At 58.3% G+C, this 23,578-nt stretch carries 22 protein-coding genes; 13 read left to right on the top strand and 9 right to left on the bottom strand.

Going from position 1 to position 23,578, the window contains the following annotated elements; all coding sequences use genetic code 11:
* Positions 1–5: 5 nt before the first annotated feature.
* A complete protein-coding gene (locus tag C7H09_RS12065) occupies positions 6–1,415 on the bottom strand; it encodes a di-heme oxidoreductase family protein (RefSeq protein WP_106763113.1) in 1,410 nt (469 codons plus the stop codon).
* 131 nt (positions 1,416–1,546) lie between these two features.
* A complete protein-coding gene (locus C7H09_RS12060) occupies positions 1,547–2,842 on the bottom strand; it encodes an imelysin family protein (RefSeq protein ID WP_106762980.1) in 1,296 nt (431 codons plus the stop codon).
* Between the two features lie 184 nt (positions 2,843–3,026).
* Between C7H09_RS12060 and C7H09_RS12055 the strand changes: the two genes are divergently transcribed.
* The 5 genes from C7H09_RS12055 to C7H09_RS12035 are packed head-to-tail and all read left to right on the top strand — an operon-like array spanning position 3,027 to position 7,127.
* On the top strand, positions 3,027–3,875 hold the full coding sequence (locus C7H09_RS12055) for a 23S rRNA (adenine(2030)-N(6))-methyltransferase RlmJ (RefSeq protein ID WP_106762978.1): 849 nt from the start codon (positions 3,027–3,029) through the stop codon (positions 3,873–3,875).
* A 15-nt stretch (positions 3,876–3,890) separates the two neighbouring features.
* A complete protein-coding gene (locus tag C7H09_RS12050) occupies positions 3,891–5,099 on the top strand; it encodes a hypothetical protein (RefSeq protein WP_106762975.1) in 1,209 nt (402 codons plus the stop codon).
* Positions 5,100–5,111: 12 nt separating this feature from the next.
* Positions 5,112–5,912 carry a mechanosensitive ion channel family protein gene (locus C7H09_RS12045; RefSeq protein WP_106763110.1) on the top strand — a complete coding sequence of 267 codons (801 nt, stop codon included), beginning with the start codon at positions 5,112–5,114 and terminating at the stop codon, positions 5,910–5,912.
* 38 nt (positions 5,913–5,950) lie between these two features.
* Complete coding sequence (locus tag C7H09_RS12040) at positions 5,951–6,856, top strand: DMT family transporter (protein ID WP_106762973.1); 906 nt, start codon at positions 5,951–5,953, stop codon at positions 6,854–6,856.
* A complete protein-coding gene (locus C7H09_RS12035) occupies positions 6,843–7,127 on the top strand; it encodes a GIY-YIG nuclease family protein (protein WP_165794822.1) in 285 nt (94 codons plus the stop codon). The genes C7H09_RS12040 and C7H09_RS12035 overlap by 14 nt, the downstream gene beginning before the upstream one ends.
* Here C7H09_RS12035 and C7H09_RS12030 read toward each other — a convergent pair.
* Complete coding sequence (locus tag C7H09_RS12030; protein ID WP_106762971.1) at positions 7,105–7,998, bottom strand: alpha/beta hydrolase; 894 nt, start codon at positions 7,996–7,998, stop codon at positions 7,105–7,107. The two genes, C7H09_RS12035 and C7H09_RS12030, sit on opposite strands and share 23 nt — an antisense overlap.
* A gap of 70 nt (positions 7,999–8,068) precedes the next feature.
* Here C7H09_RS12030 and C7H09_RS12025 point away from each other — a divergent pair, with 70 nt between their 5' ends.
* Both C7H09_RS12025 and C7H09_RS12020 read left to right on the top strand, forming a co-directional pair.
* Positions 8,069–9,058 (top strand): alpha/beta hydrolase, encoded by a 990-nt coding sequence (locus C7H09_RS12025; protein WP_106762968.1) that lies wholly within the window; start codon positions 8,069–8,071, stop codon positions 9,056–9,058.
* A gap of 55 nt (positions 9,059–9,113) precedes the next feature.
* The gene (locus tag C7H09_RS12020) at positions 9,114–9,773 is read left to right on the top strand and encodes a YiaD family glycine zipper/OmpA-like lipoprotein (RefSeq protein ID WP_106762965.1); all 660 of its coding nucleotides are present in this window, start codon (positions 9,114–9,116) and stop codon (positions 9,771–9,773) included.
* Positions 9,774–9,849: 76 nt separating this feature from the next.
* Here C7H09_RS12020 and serA read toward each other — a convergent pair whose 3' ends face one another.
* Entirely contained in the window at positions 9,850–11,079 is a 1,230-nt protein-coding gene (serA, locus tag C7H09_RS12015) for a phosphoglycerate dehydrogenase (RefSeq protein WP_106762963.1), read from the bottom strand.
* A 192-nt stretch (positions 11,080–11,271) separates the two neighbouring features.
* Here serA and C7H09_RS12010 point away from each other — a divergent pair, with 192 nt between their 5' ends.
* Together C7H09_RS12010 and C7H09_RS12005 are read left to right on the top strand one after the other, a co-directional pair.
* Entirely contained in the window at positions 11,272–12,675 is a 1,404-nt protein-coding gene (locus C7H09_RS12010) for an FAD-binding oxidoreductase (RefSeq protein ID WP_106762961.1), read from the top strand.
* The gene (locus tag C7H09_RS12005) at positions 12,675–13,352 is read left to right on the top strand and encodes an SIR2 family NAD-dependent protein deacylase (RefSeq protein ID WP_106762958.1); all 678 of its coding nucleotides are present in this window, start codon (positions 12,675–12,677) and stop codon (positions 13,350–13,352) included. The genes C7H09_RS12010 and C7H09_RS12005 overlap by 1 nt, the downstream gene beginning before the upstream one ends.
* 141 nt (positions 13,353–13,493) lie before the next feature.
* On the opposite strand, the gene C7H09_RS12000 is transcribed toward C7H09_RS12005, so the two are convergent.
* From C7H09_RS12000 to C7H09_RS11980, 5 genes are all read right to left on the bottom strand, one after another.
* Positions 13,494–14,798: an ABC1 kinase family protein gene (locus tag C7H09_RS12000; protein ID WP_106762956.1), complete on the bottom strand. Its 1,305-nt coding sequence runs from the start codon at positions 14,796–14,798 to the stop codon at positions 13,494–13,496.
* Positions 14,799–14,858: 60 nt separating this feature from the next.
* Positions 14,859–15,521, bottom strand: coding sequence for a fumarylacetoacetate hydrolase family protein (locus C7H09_RS11995; protein ID WP_106762954.1), 663 nt, complete (start codon positions 15,519–15,521; stop codon positions 14,859–14,861).
* A 14-nt stretch (positions 15,522–15,535) separates the two neighbouring features.
* The gene (locus tag C7H09_RS11990; protein WP_106762952.1) at positions 15,536–16,078 is read right to left on the bottom strand and encodes an adenine phosphoribosyltransferase; all 543 of its coding nucleotides are present in this window, start codon (positions 16,076–16,078) and stop codon (positions 15,536–15,538) included.
* Between the two features lie 30 nt (positions 16,079–16,108).
* Positions 16,109–17,407 (bottom strand): NCS2 family permease, encoded by a 1,299-nt coding sequence (locus C7H09_RS11985; RefSeq protein WP_106762949.1) that lies wholly within the window; start codon positions 17,405–17,407, stop codon positions 16,109–16,111.
* Positions 17,408–17,538: 131 nt separating this feature from the next.
* The gene (locus C7H09_RS11980; protein ID WP_106762947.1) at positions 17,539–18,156 is read right to left on the bottom strand and encodes a trimeric intracellular cation channel family protein; all 618 of its coding nucleotides are present in this window, start codon (positions 18,154–18,156) and stop codon (positions 17,539–17,541) included.
* A 334-nt stretch (positions 18,157–18,490) separates the two neighbouring features.
* Here C7H09_RS11980 and C7H09_RS11975 point away from each other — a divergent pair, with 334 nt between their 5' ends.
* The 4 genes from C7H09_RS11975 (at position 18,491) to C7H09_RS11960 (ending at position 23,532) form a co-directional block, all read left to right on the top strand.
* Positions 18,491–19,111, top strand: a complete 621-nt coding sequence (locus C7H09_RS11975) for a TetR/AcrR family transcriptional regulator (protein WP_106762945.1) — start codon at positions 18,491–18,493, stop codon at positions 19,109–19,111.
* A gap of 207 nt (positions 19,112–19,318) precedes the next feature.
* Entirely contained in the window at positions 19,319–20,383 is a 1,065-nt protein-coding gene (locus C7H09_RS11970) for a hypothetical protein (protein WP_106762943.1), read from the top strand.
* A gap of 74 nt (positions 20,384–20,457) precedes the next feature.
* Positions 20,458–21,468 (top strand): putative solute-binding protein, encoded by a 1,011-nt coding sequence (locus C7H09_RS11965; protein WP_106762941.1) that lies wholly within the window; start codon positions 20,458–20,460, stop codon positions 21,466–21,468.
* Positions 21,469–21,480: 12 nt separating this feature from the next.
* Entirely contained in the window at positions 21,481–23,532 is a 2,052-nt protein-coding gene (locus tag C7H09_RS11960) for a TRAP transporter large permease subunit (protein WP_106762939.1), read from the top strand.
* Positions 23,533–23,578: the final 46 nt, after the last annotated feature.

The following is a 23,578-nucleotide window of genomic DNA, read 5'->3' as shown; positions in this document are numbered from 1 at the left end:
TGTCCTCAGAGTGAGTTAAGGAATTCGATCAGCGCATGGCGGTCTTGCGCGGACATCTGGCGATAGCGGTCGGCGGCCGGTTGGGCTTCGCCACCGTGCCAGAGCACGGCTTCTTCCAGCGTGCGGGCGCGGCCATCGTGCAGAAAACCGGCTTGCGGGTTGACGACCTGGGTCAGGCCAATACCCCACAGTGGCGGTGTACGCCATTCGTTACCATCGGCCAGGAACTCATCGCGGCCATCGGCCAGGCCAGGCCCCATGTCGTGCAGCAACAGGTCGGTGTAAGGCCAGATGGTCTGATTGCTCAAATCCGGGCGTTCCGCTACTTCGCCGGTCTGGTGCCTGGGGGTATGACAGGCGGCACATCCGGTTTCGTTGAACAGTCGGGCGCCGGTCTGCACGGCCTCGTCTGCCATATTGCGCCGGGCAGGCACGGCCAGACTGCGGGCGTAGAAGGAAACAAAGTTGGCGACCTTGTCGCTGACTTCCGGCTCACCACCATGGGCAAAACGCTCGCAGTATTGCTCCGGGGTGCAGTCGGTGGTGGGTTTGAGCGATGACGTCAGCCCCATATCCCCTGCGAACGCGCCCATGCTCTGCTGATGTACGTTCGGCTCAGCGGCTTTCAGGCCGAACCGGCCGGGTACGGTGGTTTCTGTGGCCAGATCCCATACCTGATTCAGCTTGCCGGAAATGCCGTCGTTGTTGTTGTCATCCGGGTCGGCCAGAGATTCCAGGCGGGCAATGGGAATGGCTTCGAGCAGGCCCATGCCAATCATCGGTGGCGCCACCCGGGGAGAGACCAGCAGGTCTTCCGGTAACGGGCCGTAATTCGGGTTCTCGATGCGGTACACCGGCTTGCGCAATTCCACCTCGGTGCCATCGGCGAGCGTGTGTGTCAGGGCTTTCCAGTCAGTCACCAACTCGGCTTCGGGTTTGGCGGCGGGCAGGGCGGCGGTCTGTAGCTGACTGCCATACATCGGTGCCGGTTTAAAACCATGTTTGCGAAGTATCTCGGCATCCTGCTCCGGATCTGCCGGTACTGCCAGGCGCAGAAATAGTGACACCGGGGGTTCGTCGACACCGGGCGGGTGCCCCCGGCCGTCCTTCACGTGGCAACCCTGGCAGGAGTTGGTGTTAAACAAAGGGCCCAGGCCGTCCCGGGCATCGGTGCTGGCGGGCGCTTCCACCCAGGGGTTGCGGAAAAAACTGTTGCCGACGCTGAAATCCAGCCGTTTGGTCATCGACAGATTGCCCTGGGGCAAGGAATAGGCATTGCTGTCGGCTTGCTGAACGGTACCGTCGCCGCCGGTGTGTGGTGTGGTTTGCAAAGGGTAGCCAGCGTGACTTGCTGCGCTCAGGGCCGGAGTACCGAAGGCTAACGGCAACAGTAAAGAGAAAATTGCTCGTTTCATAAAGACTCGCGTTTCAGAATGGAAGAAGCCATGGAAAAACATCCCGCAGGAGCAGGAGGGCTTTCCATGGCTTGTTCTTGTTTTTCAGGCAGCGGGGAAGCCCCCGCTGCCTGCGTGTTGGCGCCTACGGATCAGAAAGCGTGGCCGGCATCGTCTGGAGACAGTGCTTCAATGCCAAGCTCCCGGGCCGCCTGCTCGATGGAGCCGGTCTGTTCAACCAGCGCCATGATAGCGCCATTCACAATGCGGCTGCCTTCGGCATTGGCCGGGGCGATCATGCTATCAAAAGCCATGGGGTTCTGGCTGCTTTCCGCGCGGGCCTTCATCACCGCCAACGCCTTCATGGAGGCATCGAGTTGTGCGGTCAGGCGAGCGTTCAGCTCCGGATTGTTCTGCTCAACCAGGTCTGACAGGGACGGGCCGGTGACCACAGAGCCGTCCACGCGGCGGTAAGTGCCGGTGTAAACGTTCTGGATGCCTTTGCCGTTGTAGTAGTGTGAGTTATGGGTGTTGTCGCTGAAGCAATCGTGCTCGTCCTCGTAGGAGTTAGCTTCCAGCGCCACTTTCATGCGCTCACCGGCCAGCTCGCCCAGCGACAGTGAACCCATGCCGAACAGCATTTTCTGGATGCCCTCATCGGCGCTGGCGTTGGTCAGCAGGGCGCGGTAGTTGCCGCTGGTTTCCGGGGCCCACTGGGCCACCATCCATTCCAGATCCGAGATCAGCAGATCGGTAACCGCATCCAGGTACTGGGCGCGACGGTCGCAGTTGCCGTTAGTGCAGTCGCCGCCTTTGGCAAAGTCCGTCACCGGGCGCTCGCCTGCACCGCTTTCAAAACCGTGCAGATCCTGGCCCCAGAGCAGGAACTCAACGGCGTGATAGCCGGTTGCCACGTTGGCTTCGGAACCGCCAATCTCGTTCAGGTTGGCCAGTAGCTCGGGGGTCAGGCGGGACACATCCAGATCCTGGCCGCCGACGGTAATGTTGTTGCTGGCGATGATGTTGGCGGTGGCGCCGGCGTTACCCAGCTCGTACTGATAGTCGTCGGCATTCACGTAGTCGATCAGGCCTTCGTCCAGCGGCCAGGCATTCAGCTGGCCTTCCCAATCGTCCACAATGGCGTTGCCGAACCGGAACACTTCAGACTGCTGGTAGGGCACGCGGGCCTCTAGCCAGGCGTCTTTGGCTGCGGCCAGGTTGGCTTCGGTGGGGTTGGCGATCAGCCGGTCAGTGGCTTTGTCCAGAGCGCGAGCGGTAATCAGAGCATCTTCGTACGTGGCGTGCGCAACGTCGGCGTAGTGGGAAACAACCGAGGCCTTGGTCGCCGGTTCAGCCTGATCGCTGGACCACGGAGCGTTCGCACACCCGGCAGTCAGAGTTGCGGCAATGGTCAGCGCGAGCGGTGCTGGGCGAAATAGTCGGGTCATAGAGGCTCCATGCAATGTGGGACTGGTAATAAGATTAATTAGCGTTCAGATTATGAGGTTGGAAAGGCAGTGAATCAAGGCCGATTTGACATTGAGCAAGCCATTGAAGAGCAAGGTGGCCCGAGCATCGCTTGCACCACAACAGTGACTGCGGCTTAATGACGCCAGATTTCGGGAGCCCTATATGCTGAGTTATCTTCACGCCTTCCACGCAGGCAATTTTGCCGACGTACAGAAACACGCTGCCCTGGCGCTTGTTCTGACCATGATGCACGCCAAGAAAACGGCCATTGCCTGCTTTGACACCCATGCGGGCAGTGCTATCTATGACCTGGAGAGTGAGCGGGCCCGAAAGACAGCTGAAGCCGATGAGGGTGTGCGCAAACTCTGGCCGTTGCGTTCGCAGTTGGCGGCGAGTGACTGGGCGCCATTCATTGAGGTGATTGCCGATGCCAACCAAGGCCGAGCCCCGAAGACGTTGCAGGTCTACCCGGGGTCACCGGCCTGGTTTGCCGCTTTCAGCCGCCCCGGCGATTCGGTGACGGCGTTTGAGCTGCATCCCTCGGAAGAGCAGCAGTTGGCTCGTTGGGGGCAACAGGCGGGTATCCGGGTGCGCCATGAAGATGGCTTGAAGGGCCTGCTGAAAAGCCTGCCGCCCCCTCAGCCACGCCTGCTGGCTTTGATTGACCCGTCTTACGAAGTCAAGAGTGATTACGAGTCCGTTGCCCAGGCGTTGACCAAAGCCTGGAAAAAGTGCCGGCATGGGGTCTTTCTTGTCTGGTACCCGATACTGACCAGCGGTTTGGAACAGCGCCTGCTAAGTGCTCTGAAAAGCGAAGCGGCGGTGCGCAAGACCCTGCGCAATGAGGTACGGCTACAGGCTCCCCCGGAGCGAGGCATGATGGGTTCAGGCATGCTGGTGGTTAATCCGCCCTGGGGCTTTGAGCAGCGCATGGCGGCCATGATGGAGGATTTACAGGGTGCTGAACGGCTTGGCCTGAACCATACTCTGGACTGGTTGGTGCCGGAATAGCCAGGAGAGGGATTCTTGACTGAACAAGCCGAAAGCAAACACCCCTGTCTGGCAGGTGGCCTGATTCACCCTGATCAGTGGCAGTTGCCGGAAACATCGGTGCGTAAAACCCTTCGTGCGGGTATCCGCGATATTCTGCTGCAACTGAAAGCCGATTTCAGCATGGCGGATCAGGCCTATCAATCGCTGGACGACCTGCCATCCCTGTCGAGCGCCCGCCTTCAACGCTACGCCCCGTTACCGGACTTTGCACCACTGGGCTCGGCCTTGCTCAGTGCTCTGGACGAATTGCGCCAATCGGGAGCCCATACCCGCAAGGCCTGCTTTCTGGTGTCTCAGCCATTCAGTGGTCTCCCCGAAGCCCTTGAAACCTTGGATCTTCGCGTTATTAGTCCGCCTGCCAATCTGTTAATGGCAGACGCTGATATAGCGGCCTGGTGGGACGAGCAGTTGATGACCGATGACTGGGTAATACCGGAGCTTGCTGATTTCTGGCTCCGCCACAGATCCGGCCTGGGGTTGATCCGGGAACTGATGGCGCGTCTGGCAGTTGATCAGGCCGGGAACGGGGTGGTCGGGTGTTCCAGTTGGTGCTGGCAGTTCTGGTGCCAGTACTTACCGGATCTGTATGTAGCGCCCTGGATGCCTGCGCCTCTGACCGGAGAATGCCTGGTTGACTGGTTCGGGCAGCTGGCCATGCCTGACACCGGGCAGGGGCTGACCGCCCGCATGACCAACGATGGCCGGTTTGTGTTGCCCGCGCCCTCAGAGAGCCGGGAATCCCGAAAACACAGCCTGTTTCCAAAAGACCTGGCGACGCTGGCACGGGGCAATCCCGGGGTGGCACTGGCAGTCTGGCGGCGGGCCTTGCGGGCCAAACCTGAGGAGTCTGAATCCGGCGATGTCGACGCACCGGATGCCACAGAACACTGCTGGGTTGCCCCCCTGGATCGCCTGAGCCTGCCCAAAGTACCGCCCTCGACGACGGTCTCAACGGGCCATGTTCTGCATTCGCTTCTGTTACACAACGGCCTGGATCTCGAGCGCCTGGCGCAGGTGACCGGGCTGCCGGAACAGGAACTGCAAATCACGCTTGGCCGACTGCAGCGGGCTGATGTCATCGCATTCTCCAGGGATAGTCATCGCTACAGAGTGCAGCCGTTGGGCTATCCGGATGTGCGTCGCTATCTGCAAGCCCGGGGCTATCCGGTGGATCGATTTTAGGGAGCCATGGAAATGGATACATCCGGCATCAAGAGTGCGTTGTCTTCGATAACCGTTGATGCGTTGCTCAGCGCTTTGCTGTTGGTGGTGGCCGCGTCACTGCTGATTTTTCTGATCCAGAAACTGGTTCCGGTGATTGCCGACCGGTTGTCTGGCAAGCCCAGGTTGTACCTGCTGGCTTCCGTGCCCCTGTTGCGGCTACTGATTATTATTTTGACCATTATCCTGGTCGTGCCGATGCTGGTGGAGCCGTCATTCGAGAACATGGTGGCGGTGTTCGGTGCTGTGGGCCTGGCGCTTGGCTTTGCGTTCAAGGATTATGCCACCAGCCTGGTGGCCGGTATTGTCACCCTGTATGAAATGCCGTATCGCCCGGGGGACTGGATTGAGGTAAACGGCCACTATGGTGAAGTGCGTTCTATCGGCACCCGCACCGTGGATATGGTGACGCTCGACGATTCGGTCGTTGTTATTCCCCACGGCGTACTGTGGAACAGCCTGATGGCTAACGGCAACGATGGTACCGACAATCTGATGTGTGTTGCCGAGGTGTTCATCGACCCCAATCACGATGTTGATCGAATGCTGAACTTGTTCCGCAATGCGATTTTTACCAGCCCGCTGACCCGCACCTACCAGCCGGTTCGTGTTACCGTGTCGGCGCAGAAAGCCGGTATGCAATACCGGCTCAAGGCCTATCCGATCGAGCCCCGGGAGCAGGTTCCGTTCGTTTCTGACCTGACCGCGAGGGCGGTTGCCATTTGCCGTGAAGAAGGGGTGCCGTTAATAGCGCTTCCCTGGCAGAACTCCTAGCTATTGCCAAGTCTTAGTTTTTTTCGGATGTGTTGTGAATGAAAAATCAGAAGCAGGCCATGATCTACGGTTTGGCCACCGTGCTGTTGTGGTCGACGGTGGCCACCGCGTTCAAGTTGTCGCTGGCCGATCTGGCGCCGGTACAGATGCTGCTGGTGGCAAGCAGTGCTTCCATACTGGTGATGGCGGTTATTCTGGTAGTGCAGGGGAAGTGGCAGCAGGTATTTCAGCTGCGGCGCGGGCAGTATCTGCAATCGATGGGTATGGGGCTGATCAACCCTTGTCTTTACTATTTTCTATTGTTCGGGGCCTTTGACCGGTTGCCAGCCCAGGAGGCTCAACCGTTAAATTACACTTGGGCGCTGGTGCTGGCTTATTTGTCGGTGCCGTTTCTGGGCCAGAAATTACGCCGTATCGATATACTGGCGGGCCTGGTGTGTTACGCCGGGGTGGTGGTAATCGCCACCCGGGGTGCGGTGATGTCGCTGTCGTTTTCTGATCCCTTGGGGGTGTCGCTGGCCCTGGGCAGTACGCTGGTGTGGGCGTCTTATTGGATCATCGCCACCCGGGACAGCCGGGATCCGGTGGTGGGCCTGTTCCTTAATTTTGTGTTCGGCTTGCCGGTTATCATTATGGTTTGCTGGCAAACCGCGGGGCTGGTTCTGCCCCTTGGTAAATCGGCAGTCGCGGCTCTGTATGTGGGGGTGTTCGAGATGGGTATCGCCTTTGTGCTCTGGTCCCAGGCCATGAAAAAGGCAGAAAATACCTCACGGGTGAGTAACCTGATCTTTATCTCGCCGTTTTTGTCTCTGGTGTTTATCTACTTCATTCTCGGGGAAGTCATTCTGTCATCCACCTACGTTGGCCTGGTACTGATCCTCAGCGGTTTGTGGCTACAGCAGCTGAAGTTGCGCAAGCGGGAGCAGGCCCTTGGCCAAGGCTGATAGCTGGTATCTGTATCTGGTGCGTACTGCGGCTGGCAGCCTCTATACCGGCATTGCCACCGATGTGCCCCGGCGCTTTGCCGAGCATCAGGCCGGAGCGCCGAAGGGCGCCCGCAGTTTGCGGGGCAAGGGGCCTTTGACGCTGGAGTTCCAGATGCCCGCTGGTGATCGAAGCCGGGCGTCACGGCTGGAGTGGCAGGTTAAGCGCTGGCCCAAGGCTCGCAAAGAAGCGCTGGTAAAAGGCCTGGTCAGTCTGGAAAGTTGCTCCTGATATGTTGCCCGGCGATGGCCAGAGCTTCTCTGGCACGACGCAGCTGTGGTGCATGCACCTGAAACACATGCCAGAGGTTGTTGTAGATCTCCAGCGTGGCGTCCACCTGGTGCTGCCTGGCCAGATCCGCCAGGCGACGGGCGTCATTTAACAGCATTTCCTGGCTGCCGACCTGGATCAGCAGCGGTGGCAGGCCGGTCAGGTCGCCGTAAACTGGCGAAATGAGCGGGTGGGCCAGGGGCATGCCGTTGGCATAATAACGCGCCGCCCGATAAGTCCAGCCCGCGTGCAGCACGGGCTCAATATCCGGCGCGAACAACGCCTGTTCGGTCAGGTCTGTCCAGGGCGAAAAGCAAGTAATGGAGGATGGCAGGGGCTGATTACGATCCCGTAATCGCATGGCCAATACCACCGCCAGGCCGCCACCGGCCGAGTCCCCGGCGATTGCAAGGGATTCCGGAGCGGTGCCCTCGTCAAGCAAGGCGGTGTACACTGCTTGTGCATCGTCCGGTGCGGCGGGAAAAGGGTGCTCCGGAGCCAGTCGGTAGTCGGGCAGGACAACCTCACAGTCGGTATGCCTGGCCAGATAGCCTGCCAGGCCTTTATGGGTGCTTGCCGAACCCATCACATACCCGCCACCATGCAGGTAAAGCAGGGTTCCGCGCGGCGATTGGGAAGGCGTCAGCCGGATAGCCGGAACCCCGCCCAGAGTGGTTTTTGACAGCCGGATGCCGCCGGGCAGAAATGATGTCCGGTAGGCCTGGCGAATATAGCGACGCTGCACGCCAAGAGGAAAGGATTTCGACAGTACCGGCCGCACCAGGTGTTGCATGGTTCGTCGTAAACCGGCTTCGAACAGCGGCTGGAACATCTGTGCTCTCCTTTGTGATTGCGATAGGATGACCGGCAAATATGGATTCATGACAGGCGTTTAACTCTACGTGTACTGGAAAACAGATACCATAGAAATACCGAACTGGGACAGGCACTCCTTACTGGACCGTCTTGAACCCTTCGAGCCGACCGTTCACCGGGAACTCAGCGCCGAAATGGAGGCCTACTGCCGGTTTTACGGGTTGGATCTCTGGGTAGAACATCCGGAAGTGGTGTATCACCAGGGCTACATCAAGGCGGTACGGCATGAAGTGATGGTGCATTACTTCCGCCAGCCAGACAATGTGCCCTGCCGTGGCACCGTGTTCATTCTGCACGGGTATTTCGACCACGTTGGTTTGTATACTCAGCTGATTGACCGGTGTCTGGGCGCAGGGTTTGATGTGCTGGCTTATGATCAGCCCGGGCACGGGCTGTCCAGTGGAACGCCCGCGGCCATCGGCAGCTTTCTGGAATATCAGGCGGTTCTGTCGGAAGTGATGGCCAGGGTACGGGATAAGATCCGCGGGCCGTGGTTTGCCGTCGGCCAGAGTACAGGTGGTGCGATTCTGATTGACTACCTGTTATCGAATCACCACAACCAGAACAGCTCGGCGTTCCGGCGCGTGGTGCTGCTGGCGCCCCTGATAAGGCCCATGGGCTGGCTGGGGGCAAAGGTGTTGCATAGCCTGTTCAAGCCGTTCCTGAACCGATGGAAGCGTGCGTTCAGCCGTAACAGCGGCAACACCCGTTTTCTGCGGTTTTTACGGGAGCATGATCCGCTTCAGGCCCGGGCGGTTCACGTGGACTGGGTAACGGCTCTGCGCAAGTGGGTGCCGCATATCGAGTCGGCCCGGCCGGTGGATTTTCCGGTGACGGTAGTTCAGGGTGAAAAAGACCTGACAGTGGACTGGCAGCACAATCTGAGAATTATCAGAAACAAGTTTGCGTCAGTGAAGGAACGGAAAATTCCGGATGGCCGCCACCATCTGGTGAACGAAGCGAAGGATCTGCAGGCGACGGTATTCAACACGATAATAGATACGTTCATGGAGTGAGGCATGCCGCTGGCGGCAATGTTGTGCTTCGGTAAGGTTCAGACAGGAGATAGCAGTGAAAAAGACCATTCTTGCTTTTGCAGTAGCAACGGTTGGCCTGAGCGGCTGTATGACATACGACCCTTACACGGGTGAAGAGAAGACCTCCAATGCGACCAAGGGTAGCATTATTGGCGCCATAGGTGGTGCTGCCATCGGTGCTGCCACTTCCAGCAAGAGTGACCGCGGCAAGGGTGCGCTGATTGGCGCAGCCGGTGGTGCCGCTGTCGGTGGAGGTATTGGTTACTACATGGATCGTCAGGAGGCCCAGTTGCGCCATCGCCTGGAAGGCACCGGTGTGCGGGTGGTTCGTAATGGCGACCAGATCGACCTGATTATGCCGGGTAACATCACGTTTAATACCGACCAGTCGAGCATCCGCTCCGGCTTCACCGGTACTCTGGAATCTGTGGCTCTGGTGTTGAAAGAGTTTGATAAAACCATTATCCAGATCGAAGGCCACACTGACAGTACCGGTTCTGACAGCTACAACCAGTTGCTGAGTGAGCGCCGTGCGTCTTCAGTTCGCGATTTTCTGCTGAACCAGGGCATCGAGTCCCGTCGTACCCGTGCAACCGGCTACGGCGAGCGATATCCGGTAGCGTCTAATGATTCTGCCGCAGGCCGAGAGCAGAACCGCCGGGTTGAGCTGACGCTGGTGCCAATGCAGCAGTAACAGGTTGTCCGGTGAATAAAAAAAGCCCCTGAACTCAGGGGCTTTTTCGTATTCAGGCGTGGCAGCTGTCTGCCGCTTAGAACAGCACGCGACAGCGAATCGTACCTTTTACCTGACGCAGCTTCTCAAGCGCCAGCTCGCCGTAGGCCTTATCGACATCGACCACCACGTAACCAATGTCTTCCTTGGTTTGCAGGTACTGACCACACACGTTGATGCCGTTCTCGGAGAACACCTGGTTGATCTCGGACATCACGCCCGGCACGTTCTCGTGGATGTGCAGCAGGCGGTGCTGATCAGGGTGTGAGGGCAGGGCGACTTCCGGGAAGTTGACGGACGACACGGAGGTGCCGTTGTCACTGTACATGGCCAGCTTCTCGGCCACTTCGCGGCCGATGTTTTCCTGGGCCTCGATGGTGGAGCCGCCTACGTGCGGTGTCAGGATGCAGTTGTCGAACTCGCGCAGCGGAGAAACAAACTCTTCATCGTTAGACTTGGGCTCAACCGGGAAAACGTCGACGGCTGCGCCCAGCAGTTTGCCGGAACTCAGCGCTTCGGCCAGGGCGTCAATATCGACAACGGTGCCCCGGGAGGCATTCATAAAAATCGAGCCGGGTTTCATCTGGGCAAACTGCTCGGCCTTGAACATGTACTTGGTAGCTGGTGTTTCCGGTACGTGCAGGGAAACCACGTCGGCCATATTGAGCAGCTCTTGCATGCTGCCAACCTGTGTGGCGTTGCCGATCGGCAGCTTGGAGACTACGTCGTAGAAATAAACGTCCATACCCAGGCTTTCGGCCAGTACGCTGAACTGGGTACCGATGTTGCCGTAACCGATAATGCCCAGCTTCTTACCACGGATTTCATAGCTGTTCTTGGCAGATTTCAGCCACTCACCGCGATGGGCCTTGGCGCTCTTCTCGGGTACGCCGCGCAGCAGCAAAATAGCCTGAGCCAGAACCAGCTCCGCCACGGAGCGGGTGTTAGAGAAAGGCGCGTTGAACACAGCGATACCACGGCGGGTGGCCGCCTGCAGGTTGACCTGATTGGTACCGATACAGAAACAGCCCACCGCGACCAGCTTTTTGGCCGCTTCAAATACTTTCTCGGTCAGCTGGGTGCGGGAACGAATACCGACGAAGTGCGCATCGGCAATCTTCTCGATCAGCTCTTCCTCACCCAGTGAATGGGTCAGATACTCGATGTTGGTATAACCTGCAGCGTTGAGGGTATCAATCGCAGACTGATGCACACCTTCCAGCAGCAGGATACGGATTTTGCTCTTTTCGAGAGACGTATTTGACATGGGCTTGCTTCCGAACCTTTCGTCACGTGAAATGACCCGTGGCCGGGGATCCTGGTTGGCCCGGCTCACAGAACAGGGCCGGTATGATACCATAAACCGAGATTTTCACAGTGCGCCGGTTAACCTGAGTCAATTCTTTTTCGTTGTCAGGTTAGTCGGTTCTGGATCAACCCAGATGAGACCCTAGCATCCATGAGTTCCGAACAGATCGTTGCTTCCCTGAAACAGCTGGTTGCCACTCCGGAGAACCCGGGCAAAGTCCTGACTGACCCGTCAGACCTGGAAAATTACGGTAAAGACTGGACCAAGATCTACCCGCCGAAGCCCCTGGCTATCGTGCTGCCGAAAACCACTGAGCAGGTTCAGGCGTTGGTGAGGTTTGCCAACGAGAACCAGGTGGCACTGGTGCCGTCGGGCGGAAGAACCGGCCTCAGCGCTGGCGCCGTGGCGGCCAATGGTGAAGTGGTTGTTGCCTTCGACAACATGAACCAGATTCTGGAATTTAATGCCAGCGACCGAACCGTGCGCTGCCAGGCGGGTGTGGTCACTGAGCAGTTGCAGACGTTTGCGGACGACAACGATCTTTATTACCCGGTGGATTTCGCCTCGGCAGGGTCCAGTCAGTTGGGTGGCAACCTGTCGACCAACGCCGGTGGCATCAAGGTGATTCGTTGGGGCATGAGCCGGGATTGGGTAGCTGGTTTGAAGGTGGTTACCGGAAAGGGGGACATTCTTGACCTGAACAAGGATCTGGCCAAGAACAACACCGGTTACGATCTTCGCCACCTGTTTATCGGCGCCGAAGGTACCCTGGGGTTCATCACCGAAGCCACCATGAAGCTTACCCGTAAGCCGGATGATCTGACGGTGCTGGTTCTGGGGCTCAATGACCTGTCCAACACCATGGACGTTTTGCAGACGTTCCAGAAGACCCTGGACCTCACCGCCTACGAGTTCTTCTCTCATCAGGCCATGGGGCACGTGCTGGCGCACGGCCAGGTGCAGGCACCGTTCGAGACCGAAGCGCCTTATTACGCCCTGCTGGAGTTCGAGGCGGTCTCCGACCAGGTGATGGACGATGCCATGAACCTGTTTGAGCACTGCGTGGAGCAGGGCTGGGTGCTGGACGGCGTGATCAGCCAGAGCGAGACTCAGGCGCAGAACCTGTGGCAGTTACGGGAGCGGATTTCTGAATCCATTGCGCCCCGTATCCCCTACAAGAATGACATTTCGGTGGTGGTGTCCAGGGTGCCCGGTTTCCTTGAAGAAATCGACAGCGTGGTTGCCGAGCACTACCCGGACTTCGAGATCATCTGGTTTGGCCACATCGGCGACGGCAACCTGCACCTGAACATTTTGAAACCGGAAGACATGGATAAAGAAGAGTTCTTCGCCAAGTGCGAGCAGGTGAACAAGTGGGTGTTCGAAATCGTCGAGCGGTACCAGGGCAGTGTGTCGGCCGAACATGGCGTTGGCATGACCAAAAAGCCCTATCTGCAGTACACCCGGAGTGAGGCGGAGATTGCCTACCTGCGCGGTATCAAGCAGGTGTTCGACCCCAACAACATCATGAACCCGGGGAAGATCTTCGACTGATGAAGGAGCATATTGTTGTTCTCACCGGCGCTGGCATCAGCGCCGAAAGCGGCCTCTCCACCTTCCGTGACAACGATGGGCTCTGGGAGCAACACAGTGTCTATGATGTGGCCACCCCGGAGGCGTTCCAGCGCAACCGGGATCTGGTGCTGCGTTTTTACAATGAGCGCCGCCGCCAGCTGCAGTCGGTACAGCCTAACCCCGCCCATCGATTGCTGGCAGAACTCGAACTCCGGTATCAGGTTACCGTGGTCACCCAAAACGTCGATGATCTGCATGAGCGTGGAGGCTCGAGCAACGTGCTGCATCTGCACGGTGAACTCACCAAGGCCCGCAGTTCGGTCGACCCCGGCTTGGTCTACGATATTGGCTATCGCGACATAAACCCGGGTGATACCTGTGACCACGGCGAACAGTTGCGCCCGCACATTGTCTGGTTCGGTGAAGAAGTGCCGATGCTGGAGGCTGCCGCCGACGTGGTGCGCACCGCCGATCAGTTGCTGATTGTGGGCACTTCGTTGCAGGTATACCCGGCGGCCGGGCTGGTGTATGAGGTGGGTATTGATGTGCCGATTACCGTGATCGATCCCGGTGAGCCAGCCTCGGTTTCCCGTGCCCGGGTGATTCGCAAAGGCGCCTCCGAAGGGGTGCAGGAGTGGGTTTCCCGCTTTTTGTGATCATCCGTATACGTTCGAAGCCCGGTCGGGGAGTGCCTTCCAAAACTGTGTGGAGCCATGGATGGCGGAACTCAAGCGCCACATGGATGTGCCGAAGGAGTGTGTTTTGGAAGGCACTCCCCGACCGGGCTGGGCTGCCATCTAGCCCCGGAGGTACTTCTCCAGTTCACTCCGGAATGCCGCCTGCACCCCCAGTCGTTTCAGCATCCAGTAGTGCCCGGCAATCATCCGGTCGATAAAGATGCTTTCCACCGGCGGCTTGAAGTAGTCGAGGTATTTGAACACGGTGCTGGTTTTGGCGGCCACGTGTTTGTGGATATCCGCCTCGGCAAAATCGTAGGGCTCGTCGTTCAGGAACGGAATAATCAGAATGTCCCGCCACATGGCGTAATAGGCTTCATCCACCGCAGGCTGGTGATCAACCCGGGCGCCCAGGTCGATCAGGTACTGGTCCAGCGCCTCATAGTCTTCTTCCAGTGCCGCGATCAGGGCTTTACGGTAGGCCTCGACAATTTCCGGCTTGAGCTTTTTCACGCAGCCGAAGTCGTACATGACGATGGTGCCATCAGGCCGGTAGGCGAAGTTGCCCGCATGGGGGTCGCCGTGGATGCACTGAAAGCGGAACAGCTGATCCGCCATGATGGTAAAAATGCGATGCCCGATCAGATTCAGGGTGTCCTGGCTGTAGCGATCTGGTGTTACCTTGCTGACGTGATCCCCCTCCACCAGCTCCAGGGTTAGAACCCGGCGGGTGGAGTGGCTGTCAACCACCTCCGGAATCACCACCCAGGGTTGATCCTGATGGAACTCGTGGAACAGTTTCAGATTGCGCGCTTCGTTCTCGTAATCCAGTTCCTCTTTCAGCCGCACCCGGATTTCGCCGAACAACTGGTCGACCGTTTCTTTCGGCATCTTCAGAAGCCCGCCCATTTTCAGAGCCAGGCGCAGCTGTTTCAGGTCTGAGTCACAGGACTCGTCCACTCCGGGGTACTGTACCTTCACAATCACGTCGGTGCCGTCGTGCAGGCGTGCCCGGTGCACCTGGCCGATAGATGCCGAGGCGTAAGGTGTTTCCTGCAGGTACTCGAACAGCTCCCCCACCGGCTTGCCCAGCTCGGCTTCAACCTGTTCCAGGATCACCTCGAAGGGCATGGGTGGGGCTTCTTTTTGCAGTTTTTCCAGAGCGTCCGAGAATTCCTTGGGGAGAAAATCCTGGGTCTGCGAGGCAATCTGGCCGACTTTCATCACCGCACCTTTCAACTCACCCAGGGTGTCGGCAATCTGGCCCGCCATTCGGGTGTAGCTTTCGCTCTGAGCGCCTTCGTCGTTTTCGGTGCGGAACACCCGGCGGGCGCGTTGGCCAGCGTACTGGCCCGCAACCGATGCGGTCATGCCTGCGAGTTTGAGAAAGCGCCCAGTGCGCGAGGTTACCGGTTTTTTCGCCATGATCTGCCCGAGTCTCCCTGAACCAGATGGTGTGCCTGAATATGCGTAACCTTGGCGGCTTCAGACCACTGTGGTTTCCACAAATAACACATCTTCCAGCTCAAGGGACAGGGTTTGCCCGGAGTTTAACGGGCCAACACCTTTAGGTGTGCCGGTGAGCACCACATCGCCGGGCATCAGGGAAAACTGTCTGCTGATGTGGGCAATCAGTGGCACCACCGGATTGAGCATATCGGCAGTGTCTCCGGTTTGCTGGCGCTGGCCGTCGATGTCGAGGGTAAAGTGCAGATTGCCCCTGGGTAGTTTCTCGGCCGCCACAAACGGTGACAGCGGGCAGGCACCGTCGAAGGCTTTGGCCCGCTCCCACGGATGGCCTTTGTCTTTCAACTGGCTCTGCACATCCCGCAAGGTCAGATCCAGAGCAAGGCCATAACCGAGAATGGCGGCCTCAGCCTCACTGGCGGAGGCGTGGGTCAGAGGCTTGCCGATCAGAACCGCGAGCTCGGTCTCGAAGTGAACCGAGCCCTGATCCTTGGGGTACGACAGTGGGCGGGTGAGATGCACCGCCGAGGTGGCCGGTTTGATGAACAGCAGGGGCTGATCGGGTACCGGGTTGTTCAGCTCTCTGGCGTGTTCGGCGTAGTTGCGCCCCACGCAAACGATTTTACCAAGGGGAAGATGAACCGGTGTGCCATCTTTCCAGTGATGTTGATAATCGCCCATGGTGGCGCCTCCGCTCAGTCTCCGTCGAATGAGCAGACAGTATAAACCTGCAACCCCTCTTCCTGCAGCTTGCTTGAACCGCCCAGGTCTGGCAGGTCAATCATCGCCGCCACTTCAACAATCTCGGCGCCGATCCGGCGAATCAGGCGGGTGGCTGCCAGCATGGTGCCGCCAGTGGCAATCAGGTCGTCGACCAGCACCACCTTGTCGCCGGGTTTGAAGGCATCTTTGTGCAGCTCCACGGAGGCTGTGCCGTACTCCAGTTCGTAGTCTTCCACCAGAGTGTCGAACGGCAGCTTGCCCTTCTTACGCACCAGAACCAGAGAAGCATTCAGCTCGTAGGCAAGTGCGGAGCCGATGATAAAGCCCCGGGCGTCGACGGCGGCCACCGCATCAATATGCTGGCCATGATAGCGATGAACAAAGGCATCGATCAGCTTGCGAAAGGCTGTTTTGTCCTGCAGCACTGTGGTGATGTCACGAAATGACACGCCGGGCTTGGGCCAGTCCGGCACTGTGCGGATGGCTTGTTTGATGCTTTGGGAAAAGTAGTCCATGAATAATCCGGTTACGATACCGGATGCCGCTCAGGCGGCATCCAGGAAGATGAATTTCAGAATGAAAACCACAGCAATGGTCACCACACTGGCGTTCAGGTCGGCCCAGCGCCCGGACAGCAGTTTGATCACGCCGTAGGTGATGAAGCCCAGGGCAATACCGTTGGCAATGGAGAAGGTCAGTGGCATGGCCAGCGCTGTCACGATTGCCGGCGCGGCATCGGTAATGTCATCCCACTCGATCAGCTTCAGGCCACCGGCCATCAGAACGGCAACGTACAGCAGAGCGGGGGCGGTGGCGTAGGGCGGAATAATGCTGGCCAGCGGCGACAGGAACAGGCAAGCCAGGAACAGACCGGCAACCACCACGGCGGTAAGTCCGGTACGCCCACCGGCAGCAATACCGGCAGTCGATTCAATGTAACTGGTAGTGGTGGAAGTACCCAGTGCCGCACCAGACATGGTGGCTACGGAATCTGACATCAGGGCCTTACCCAGGCGGGGCAGTTTGCCGTCTTTGTCCAGTAAGCCGCCACGCTGGGCCGCACCGATCAGTGTGCCGGAGGTGTCAAACAGGTCTACAAACAGGAAGGCGAAAATCACACTGATCATGCCGACGTTCAGGGCGCCCGCCAGATCCAGCTGCATAAACGTAGGGGCAAGACTGGGCGGGGCGGATACCAGCCCCTTGAACTCTACCAGCCCAAGCATCATCGCGACGGCGGTCACCGCCAGGATGCCGATCATCACTGCCCCGGTAATCTGGCGGAATGACAGGGCACAAATCAGCACAAAACCACCAAAGAACAACAGGGCTTCTGCCGCTTTGATATCGCCCATGCCGACCATGGTGGCCGGGTTATCCACCACAATACCGGCGTTTTGCAGGGCGATCAGGGCCAGAAAGAAGCCGATGCCGGCGGAAATGCCGAAGCGGAGCGACATCGGGATGCTGTTGATGATCCATTCACGCACTTTCAGAATGCTGAGAATGAAGAAAATAAAGCCAGAGAGGAAGACCGCACCCAGCGCGACCTGCCAGCTGTAGCCCATGCCGCCAACAACGGTAAAAGCGAAAAAGGCGTTGAGCCCCATGCCGGGCGCCAGAGCAATCGGGTAGTTGGCCCAGAGACCCATGATCAGTGTGCCAATGGCCGCAGCGACACAGGTGGCGACAAACACGGCACCGTAATCCATGCCGACCGCCGACAGTATGTCGGGGTTGACCACGATGATGTAAGCCATGGTCAGGAAGGTGGTGATGCCCGCTACCACTTCTTTACGAACGGTGGTGCCGTGGGCCTGGAGTTGGAACAGTCGTTCAAGCATGACGGGGGTCTGCCTCTCGGGATGCTTTGGGTTGGGAGTTTGAAATCTGTTCAGTGGGGAGAATAGGAGCTGCGTGAAAAAACGGCAATGTTACCGGCTATGTCTCGCGGCGCCAAGGGATGATTCTGTGATCAATTGTGTACCTGGTCTCGTTGCAGGCGGATGTCGAAGCGCACAGCCAGCATGCGGACGATGACGATAAACAGCAGACCAATGGTCAACGCGGTGGATTCGCTTTCCAGTAACCATTGGCAGACAAAGTAGAGCCAGCAGCCTGCGAACGAGATGGATGCGTAGATCTGGTCTTTTCGGAAGATGAAGGGTACTTCGTTGCACAGGGTATCTCGCAGGGCGCCACCGAAGCAGCCGGTCATAACGCCGAGCATGGAGGCAATAAACCAGGAGTGGCCGAGATCCAGTGCCAGCTGGGCGCCCAGTATGGAGAAGATACCCAGGCCAATGGCGTCGGGGAAGACGATGCGGGACTCTTTCAGGGAGTGGGCCCGGCTCCAGTAGCTGAACACGATGGCCATGGCCAGTATCAGGATGGGTTGTTCCTGGTGTTTGATCCAGTACAGCGGGTGGTTGTTCATCATCAGATCCCGCAGGGTGCCGCCACCGAGTGCGGTGATAAAGCCGATGGCGAAGACGCCCACCGGATCCATGTTCTTGGAGCGGGCGACGATCATGCCGGAGATGGCAAAGGCGACGATGCCTATCATCTCCAGAGTATAGATTATGTCGAACATGGGCGGCTCTGGTTATCGGAAGTCTGGTTGCAAGGGCAGCTCGAGTGCGCGAAGCATAACCGAAATCGGCACCCGGTTCATCTGGTACACAGCAAGGCGCTTGCTGGCAATACAGATGTGTGGGTTATGCGATAGGTGTCCATTATTAGCAGTGTTTATCGGCTTGAATAAGGTGGGCCTAATTGATTTATGGGAGGGTCAGTGAGGTTTTCCCGTTTGAGGTTTATGCCGAGGTGGCAAGCAAGCGCTTGGTTTGTAAACGGGCCAGACTCGGGTAACATGTCGCAGGTAACAATCGACCCGAAATGACACCAGCCACGCTCGAGCCAGAACCGTGCCCCAAAACCCTATTGTGAAAGCGCTGATTGCCGAACAACTCGTGTCAGACCCCGCCAGTGCCCGGGGTCGCCTGCTGCACGAGGCCGCCCGACTGTTCCGGGAGAAAGGTTATGAGCGCACCACCGTGCGTGACCTGGCCGCGGCAGTCGGTATTCAGTCTGGCAGCCTGTTTCATCACTTCCGCAGTAAAGAAGATATTCTCAAGGCGGTGATGGTTGAAACCATTCGCCTGAATACTGCCCTGATGCGGGCCGCAGCCGAACAGTGTGCGACGCCTTTGGACAAACTCCGGGCCCTGGTACGGGCAGAGCTGGAGTCGATTAATGGCCAGACCGGCGAGGCCATGGCGGTGTTGGTGTACGAATGGCGCAGTCTGTCGCAAGCCGCGCAGACAGAAGTACTGGAGTTGCGGGACATTTACGAGGCCTTGTGGCTCTCGGTATTGCAACAGTTGGCCGCGCAGGGTCAGCTCACGGCTGATCCCTTCATTACCCGCAGAATGCTGACCGGCGCGCTCAGTTGGACAGTAACCTGGTACCGCCCTGAAAGGGGCGGGCTCACGCTTGACGGCCTGACCGATGAAGTCTTAAGAATGTTGGGTCTCAACGCGGAATAGACCTTCTGTTGCCCTGAAGACTGCGGGCTTGTTGCACTCGCTGTGCGGCCGTCAGCTCACTCCTTTCTGAACTGGGTCACACCAGGTTTCTTTACTCTTGCGATAGCGCTTCATTAAGGGCGCTGGTTCACGGAATGGGTGGGGAAATCTGTGTAAAAACTGTCTGCGATCCCTTACGCACAAAAATAATGTCAGACAGGTCGAACTATGATCTCTTCACTGGTCACATCGGGGCGCAGGCTGTTTGCTTGTGTCCGCGCCACCCTGCTCAGTGTTTTCGTACTGCTTTTAACAGGCTGTTCTGCCAACCCGATATACAGCACCACCGGTAGGGTGCTGTCCGGCTATTCGGAATCTGAGGCCACGCCCTATGTTATGCAGATGTCCGACCCCGAGATGGCATGTGCGCTGGGTGAAGGCACTGATCCCCTGATGTATTCGTTTTCCCGGGTTACCGATGCGCCCGAGTCGACGGGCTCTCTGTTAATGATGCTGGCTGCCAATTGTACCGAGTACCGGGCCTGGGAAGACGAGTTGGCTTATCTGAGGGCGGGTTACCGCAGCGATGTGCCCGCAGCCAAAGACGCTCGCGAGCGATCCAAACGCCATTACGCCCAGACCGCAGAGCGCCGGTACATTGCGTTTCAGCGCGCGATGGCGGCCTACCGATTTGATCCGGCGGCAGAGCCATTGGCGTGCCCGGATCTGGTTGATGACCAGCAGGAACTGACATTCCTGCTGGGTCTCCTTACTGGCATGCAGGCCATCGTCAACGATTCCAATTCCGGCGCTATGGCGGGTGTGCCCCGCAGCATTGCTCCCCAGGCCGAACGGGCGGCTCAATGCCTGGATAACGGGAAGTGGGGCGGTTTACCCAACGCGGTTCGGGCTCTGGTTTGGCTATTGCTGCCAGATACCCGCCCGGCCCAGGCAACTGATGCCTGGCAAGTTCTGAATGAAAGCGCGCAGCAGGGTGTGCAGGCCGGTATTCGGGCGTCTTATGCGGTGCAGGTGGTGGCGGCTGAAACGTTCGGCCGCCCCCGGGTGCTCGCGCAGGCTATTGAGGGGTTTGCCGGGGCGGATGCCAGGATTGAGGTCTGGGACGAGTTTCGGCTGGTGGACGAAGTGGCCCGTGATGTGGTGATGTTTGCCTCTGACAAGCACTGGAGTGCGAATTATGGCCACCGTACTCCGCCCGGCTTTTTCGGCAGGATGAGTTTCGAGCGTAATACCGATACCACTGAAACCATGGCTTTGGACGACCTGCTTTAGCAGGCCGTGCCCGCCCGTATCCTCTGGTTTACCCAGGATTCCCTTACCACCACAAGAATGACCCGGAGGTCATCATGATTCGCAAATCCATTGCCGCCCTGTCTTTCACGGTTGCTGCTCCGATGGCGGCTGCCCAGCCCGTGTCCATGTGCGTGTTCGATGTCATCGGCGCCAACGGTGATGTGTACAACATGGTCAAGGACTACGCTCTGGAAATGAAAGCTCACGGTGTGGAGTTTCAGCTCAAGCCCTACACCGACGAGGGCGTAGCGGTCGGTGATTTCAACGCTGGCCAGTGCGATGTGGTGGCGGCCACGGACATTCGTATTCGTCCGTTTAACCGGTTTACCGGAAGTATTGGCGCGGTGGGTGCACTACCTACCTATGATGACCTGAAAACCCTGCTGGCAACACTGGCTCAAGCCAAGGCCGCGCCACTGATGAAAGACAACGGCTATGAGGTGCTGGGTATTGTCCCGGCCGGTGCCGGCTATCTGTTTGTTAACGACCGCAGTATCGATACCGCGGGCGAGCTGGCGGGTAAACGTATTGCCACTCTGGATTACCAGAAAGACGCTATCCATATGGTGAACTTCGTCAAGGCCACCGTGGTGCCGTCAGACATCACCAACTTTGCCGGCAAGTTCAATAATGGGTCGGTAGACACGGCATACGCACCGGCCTTCGCCTATCAGGCTCTGGAACTCTACAAAGGGATTGGTGAACAGGGTGGTATTGTCGATTATCCGCTGGCACAGCTGACCATACAGATCATCGCGCGGGACAGTGTGCTGGACGATAGTCTGGCCCAGACCTCCCGTGAGGTGGCCTGGGGAATGTACCCGCAGGCCATGAGTCTTATCGAAAACCAGGAGCAGGCGATCCCGGAGAAAGAGTGGATTCGGATTCCCCGCCAGGACGTGGTTGGCTATCAGGAAATGTTCCGTGAGAACCGGCTGGAAATGCGTGATGGCGTGGCCGGAGCGCCGTCGGTATACCACCCGAAAATGCTGACCTTGCTGAGTAAAATCCGCTGCGCCAGCAATCCGGGCGCCTCGGAGTGTACCGCGGATAACCGGGAATAAGCGGGGCCCGATATGAGCTGGCGCGCAATGACGGCTTCTGGTGTGAAAACGCTATATCCCGTGCATCGGTTGCACGGACTGGTGCTTTTGTTGCTGCTCCTGGCAACCCTTGCTCTGGGTATGGGGAACTCGCTGCACTCCCGTATGTTATGGGTAGGCGAACAGATCTGGCCTGGTTACTACTTGCTGAACCCGGACGCCAAAGCGCCTGCCTGCAACCTTGAATTGGATGTTGATCGGGAAGTGCAGGCCCGGCTGCAAGCTTACAAGCCGGATCCGGATGACCTGTTCAGCTCACCGCCGGATCCCTCGGCGCTTCGGCAGTCCCTGCAGAGCAACCTGGTGCTCTGTGCACAGCGCCATCAGCAGTTTGCCGAAAACCAGAAGCGCGCCACGGTTGCGTTGGGTCTGTACAAAGCTCTGGAGCAAGGCCTGGCGAACTTCCTGCTTGAAAATATCGAGCTGACCAAACTCCTGTTTATCGGCATGTTTGCGCTGGCGGCGGTGGTCTCTGCATTCGACGCAGACCACATTGCCTTGCGCTTGCCACGAAATCGGGCTGAGTGGCGGCTAAGCCAGGGGGTTCAGTTTGTTGTTAACGGCCTGATGGTGCTGTCGCTGAACGCCTATATGGGCCGCCTGGCGCAGTCACCCGGTACCGAGAGCACCAGCCTGCTGCAATATGCCTGGGCAGGCGTGTTCGGGCTGTTTATGGTTATCAATGCGGTGCGGTTTCTGTATGTACCCGCCCGGATTCGGGCGGGCAGTCTGGTTTTTACCTCCGGGCTGGTAGTGCCGTTGTATTGCGCCATGGGGCTGATTGCCATGTCCTACTTCTTTTTTGTTGATGGCTATTCCTCCGGGCTGGCCATCTATTTCGGCATGATGTCCAACCTGTCCTCCATGTTTATCAACATCGGGCTGTATGTGCTGGTGGGCATGATGTTGAAGCAAACCCGGGTGCCGGAATTGTTGCTGAACCTGGTCAAGCCGTTCAATTTGCCCGCGCCCATGCTGGCCTCGGTGATTATCTTTACCACCGCCTTTCCGACGGCCTTTACCGGTGCGTCTGGTATTTTCATTCTGGCGGTGGGGGGCGTGGTTTACGACGAGTTGCGCAGGGCCGGGGCCGGGCGCCAGCTGTCGTTGGCAACGACTGCGATGTCCGGTAGCCTTGGCGTGGTACTTAACCCCTGTTTGCTTATCGTGGTGGTTGCGGCGTTGAACAAGGAAGTCACCACCTCGGAAATGTATGATTGGGGGTTCTGGGTGTTCCTCCTTTCGGCCACTCTGTTCTCTTTCATCGTCTGTAAAACGGAAGGTAATTGGCGCCCTCGACCGGCGCCGGGGGCGCTGGGCAAAGCCATTGCTGAATTGCGCCCGCTCTTTCCCTACGTATTGACGGCCGCGCTGGTAATTGCCGCAATATGGGGTGTTATGGGCTTGCGCTTCAATGAATACAGCGCGCCCCTGATTCTGCCTTTGGTTATGCTCGCGTTGGTGTTGCTGGATGCGGGTGTAAACCCGGGCGAAAACGGTGCAACCCGAACCCGCACTTTTATTGCACGTAGCACAGCCGCCGCCAGCGATTCGGCAGTGCACATCGGGGCGCTGCTGGCGTTGATCGGGTTCTCGATCTGCCTGGGAGGGATTCTGGAGCGCTCCGACATCGTTCACGCACTGTTCCCGGAAGACCTGACCAGTCCCTGGCTGGCGATGCTGGTGATCGTGGTGATGCTGACCGTAATCGGTATGGTGATGGATCCGTTTGGTGCAGTGATCCTGGTATCTGCCACCATTGCTCAGCCAGCGTTGCAGATTGGTATTGATCCCTTGCACTTCTGGATTGTTTGCCTGGTGGCATTTGAGCTGGGTTATCTCAGCCCGCCCGTTGCCTTGAATCACCTGCTGACCCGGCAAGTGGTGGGCGAAACAGAAGTGGTGGCCGCAGAGCGCACGGGCTCGCTCTGGCATCGTTATGAGCGCCTGCTATTGCCCCTGGCGGTGATGGTGCCCACGCTGCTGTCGGTGGCCTTTGTGCCGATGCTGTTCTATGCCCGTTGAGCAGGGTTGATTTCCGGTGAAGGTCGAACATCGTTGTCGAGCCGTA

Source organism: Marinobacter fuscus, assembly GCF_003007675.1.
Classification (GTDB): Bacteria; Pseudomonadota; Gammaproteobacteria; order Pseudomonadales; family Oleiphilaceae; genus Marinobacter; species Marinobacter fuscus.
Note: the sequence above shows the minus strand (reverse complement) of the source record. Positions and strands in the feature narration are given on the sequence as shown.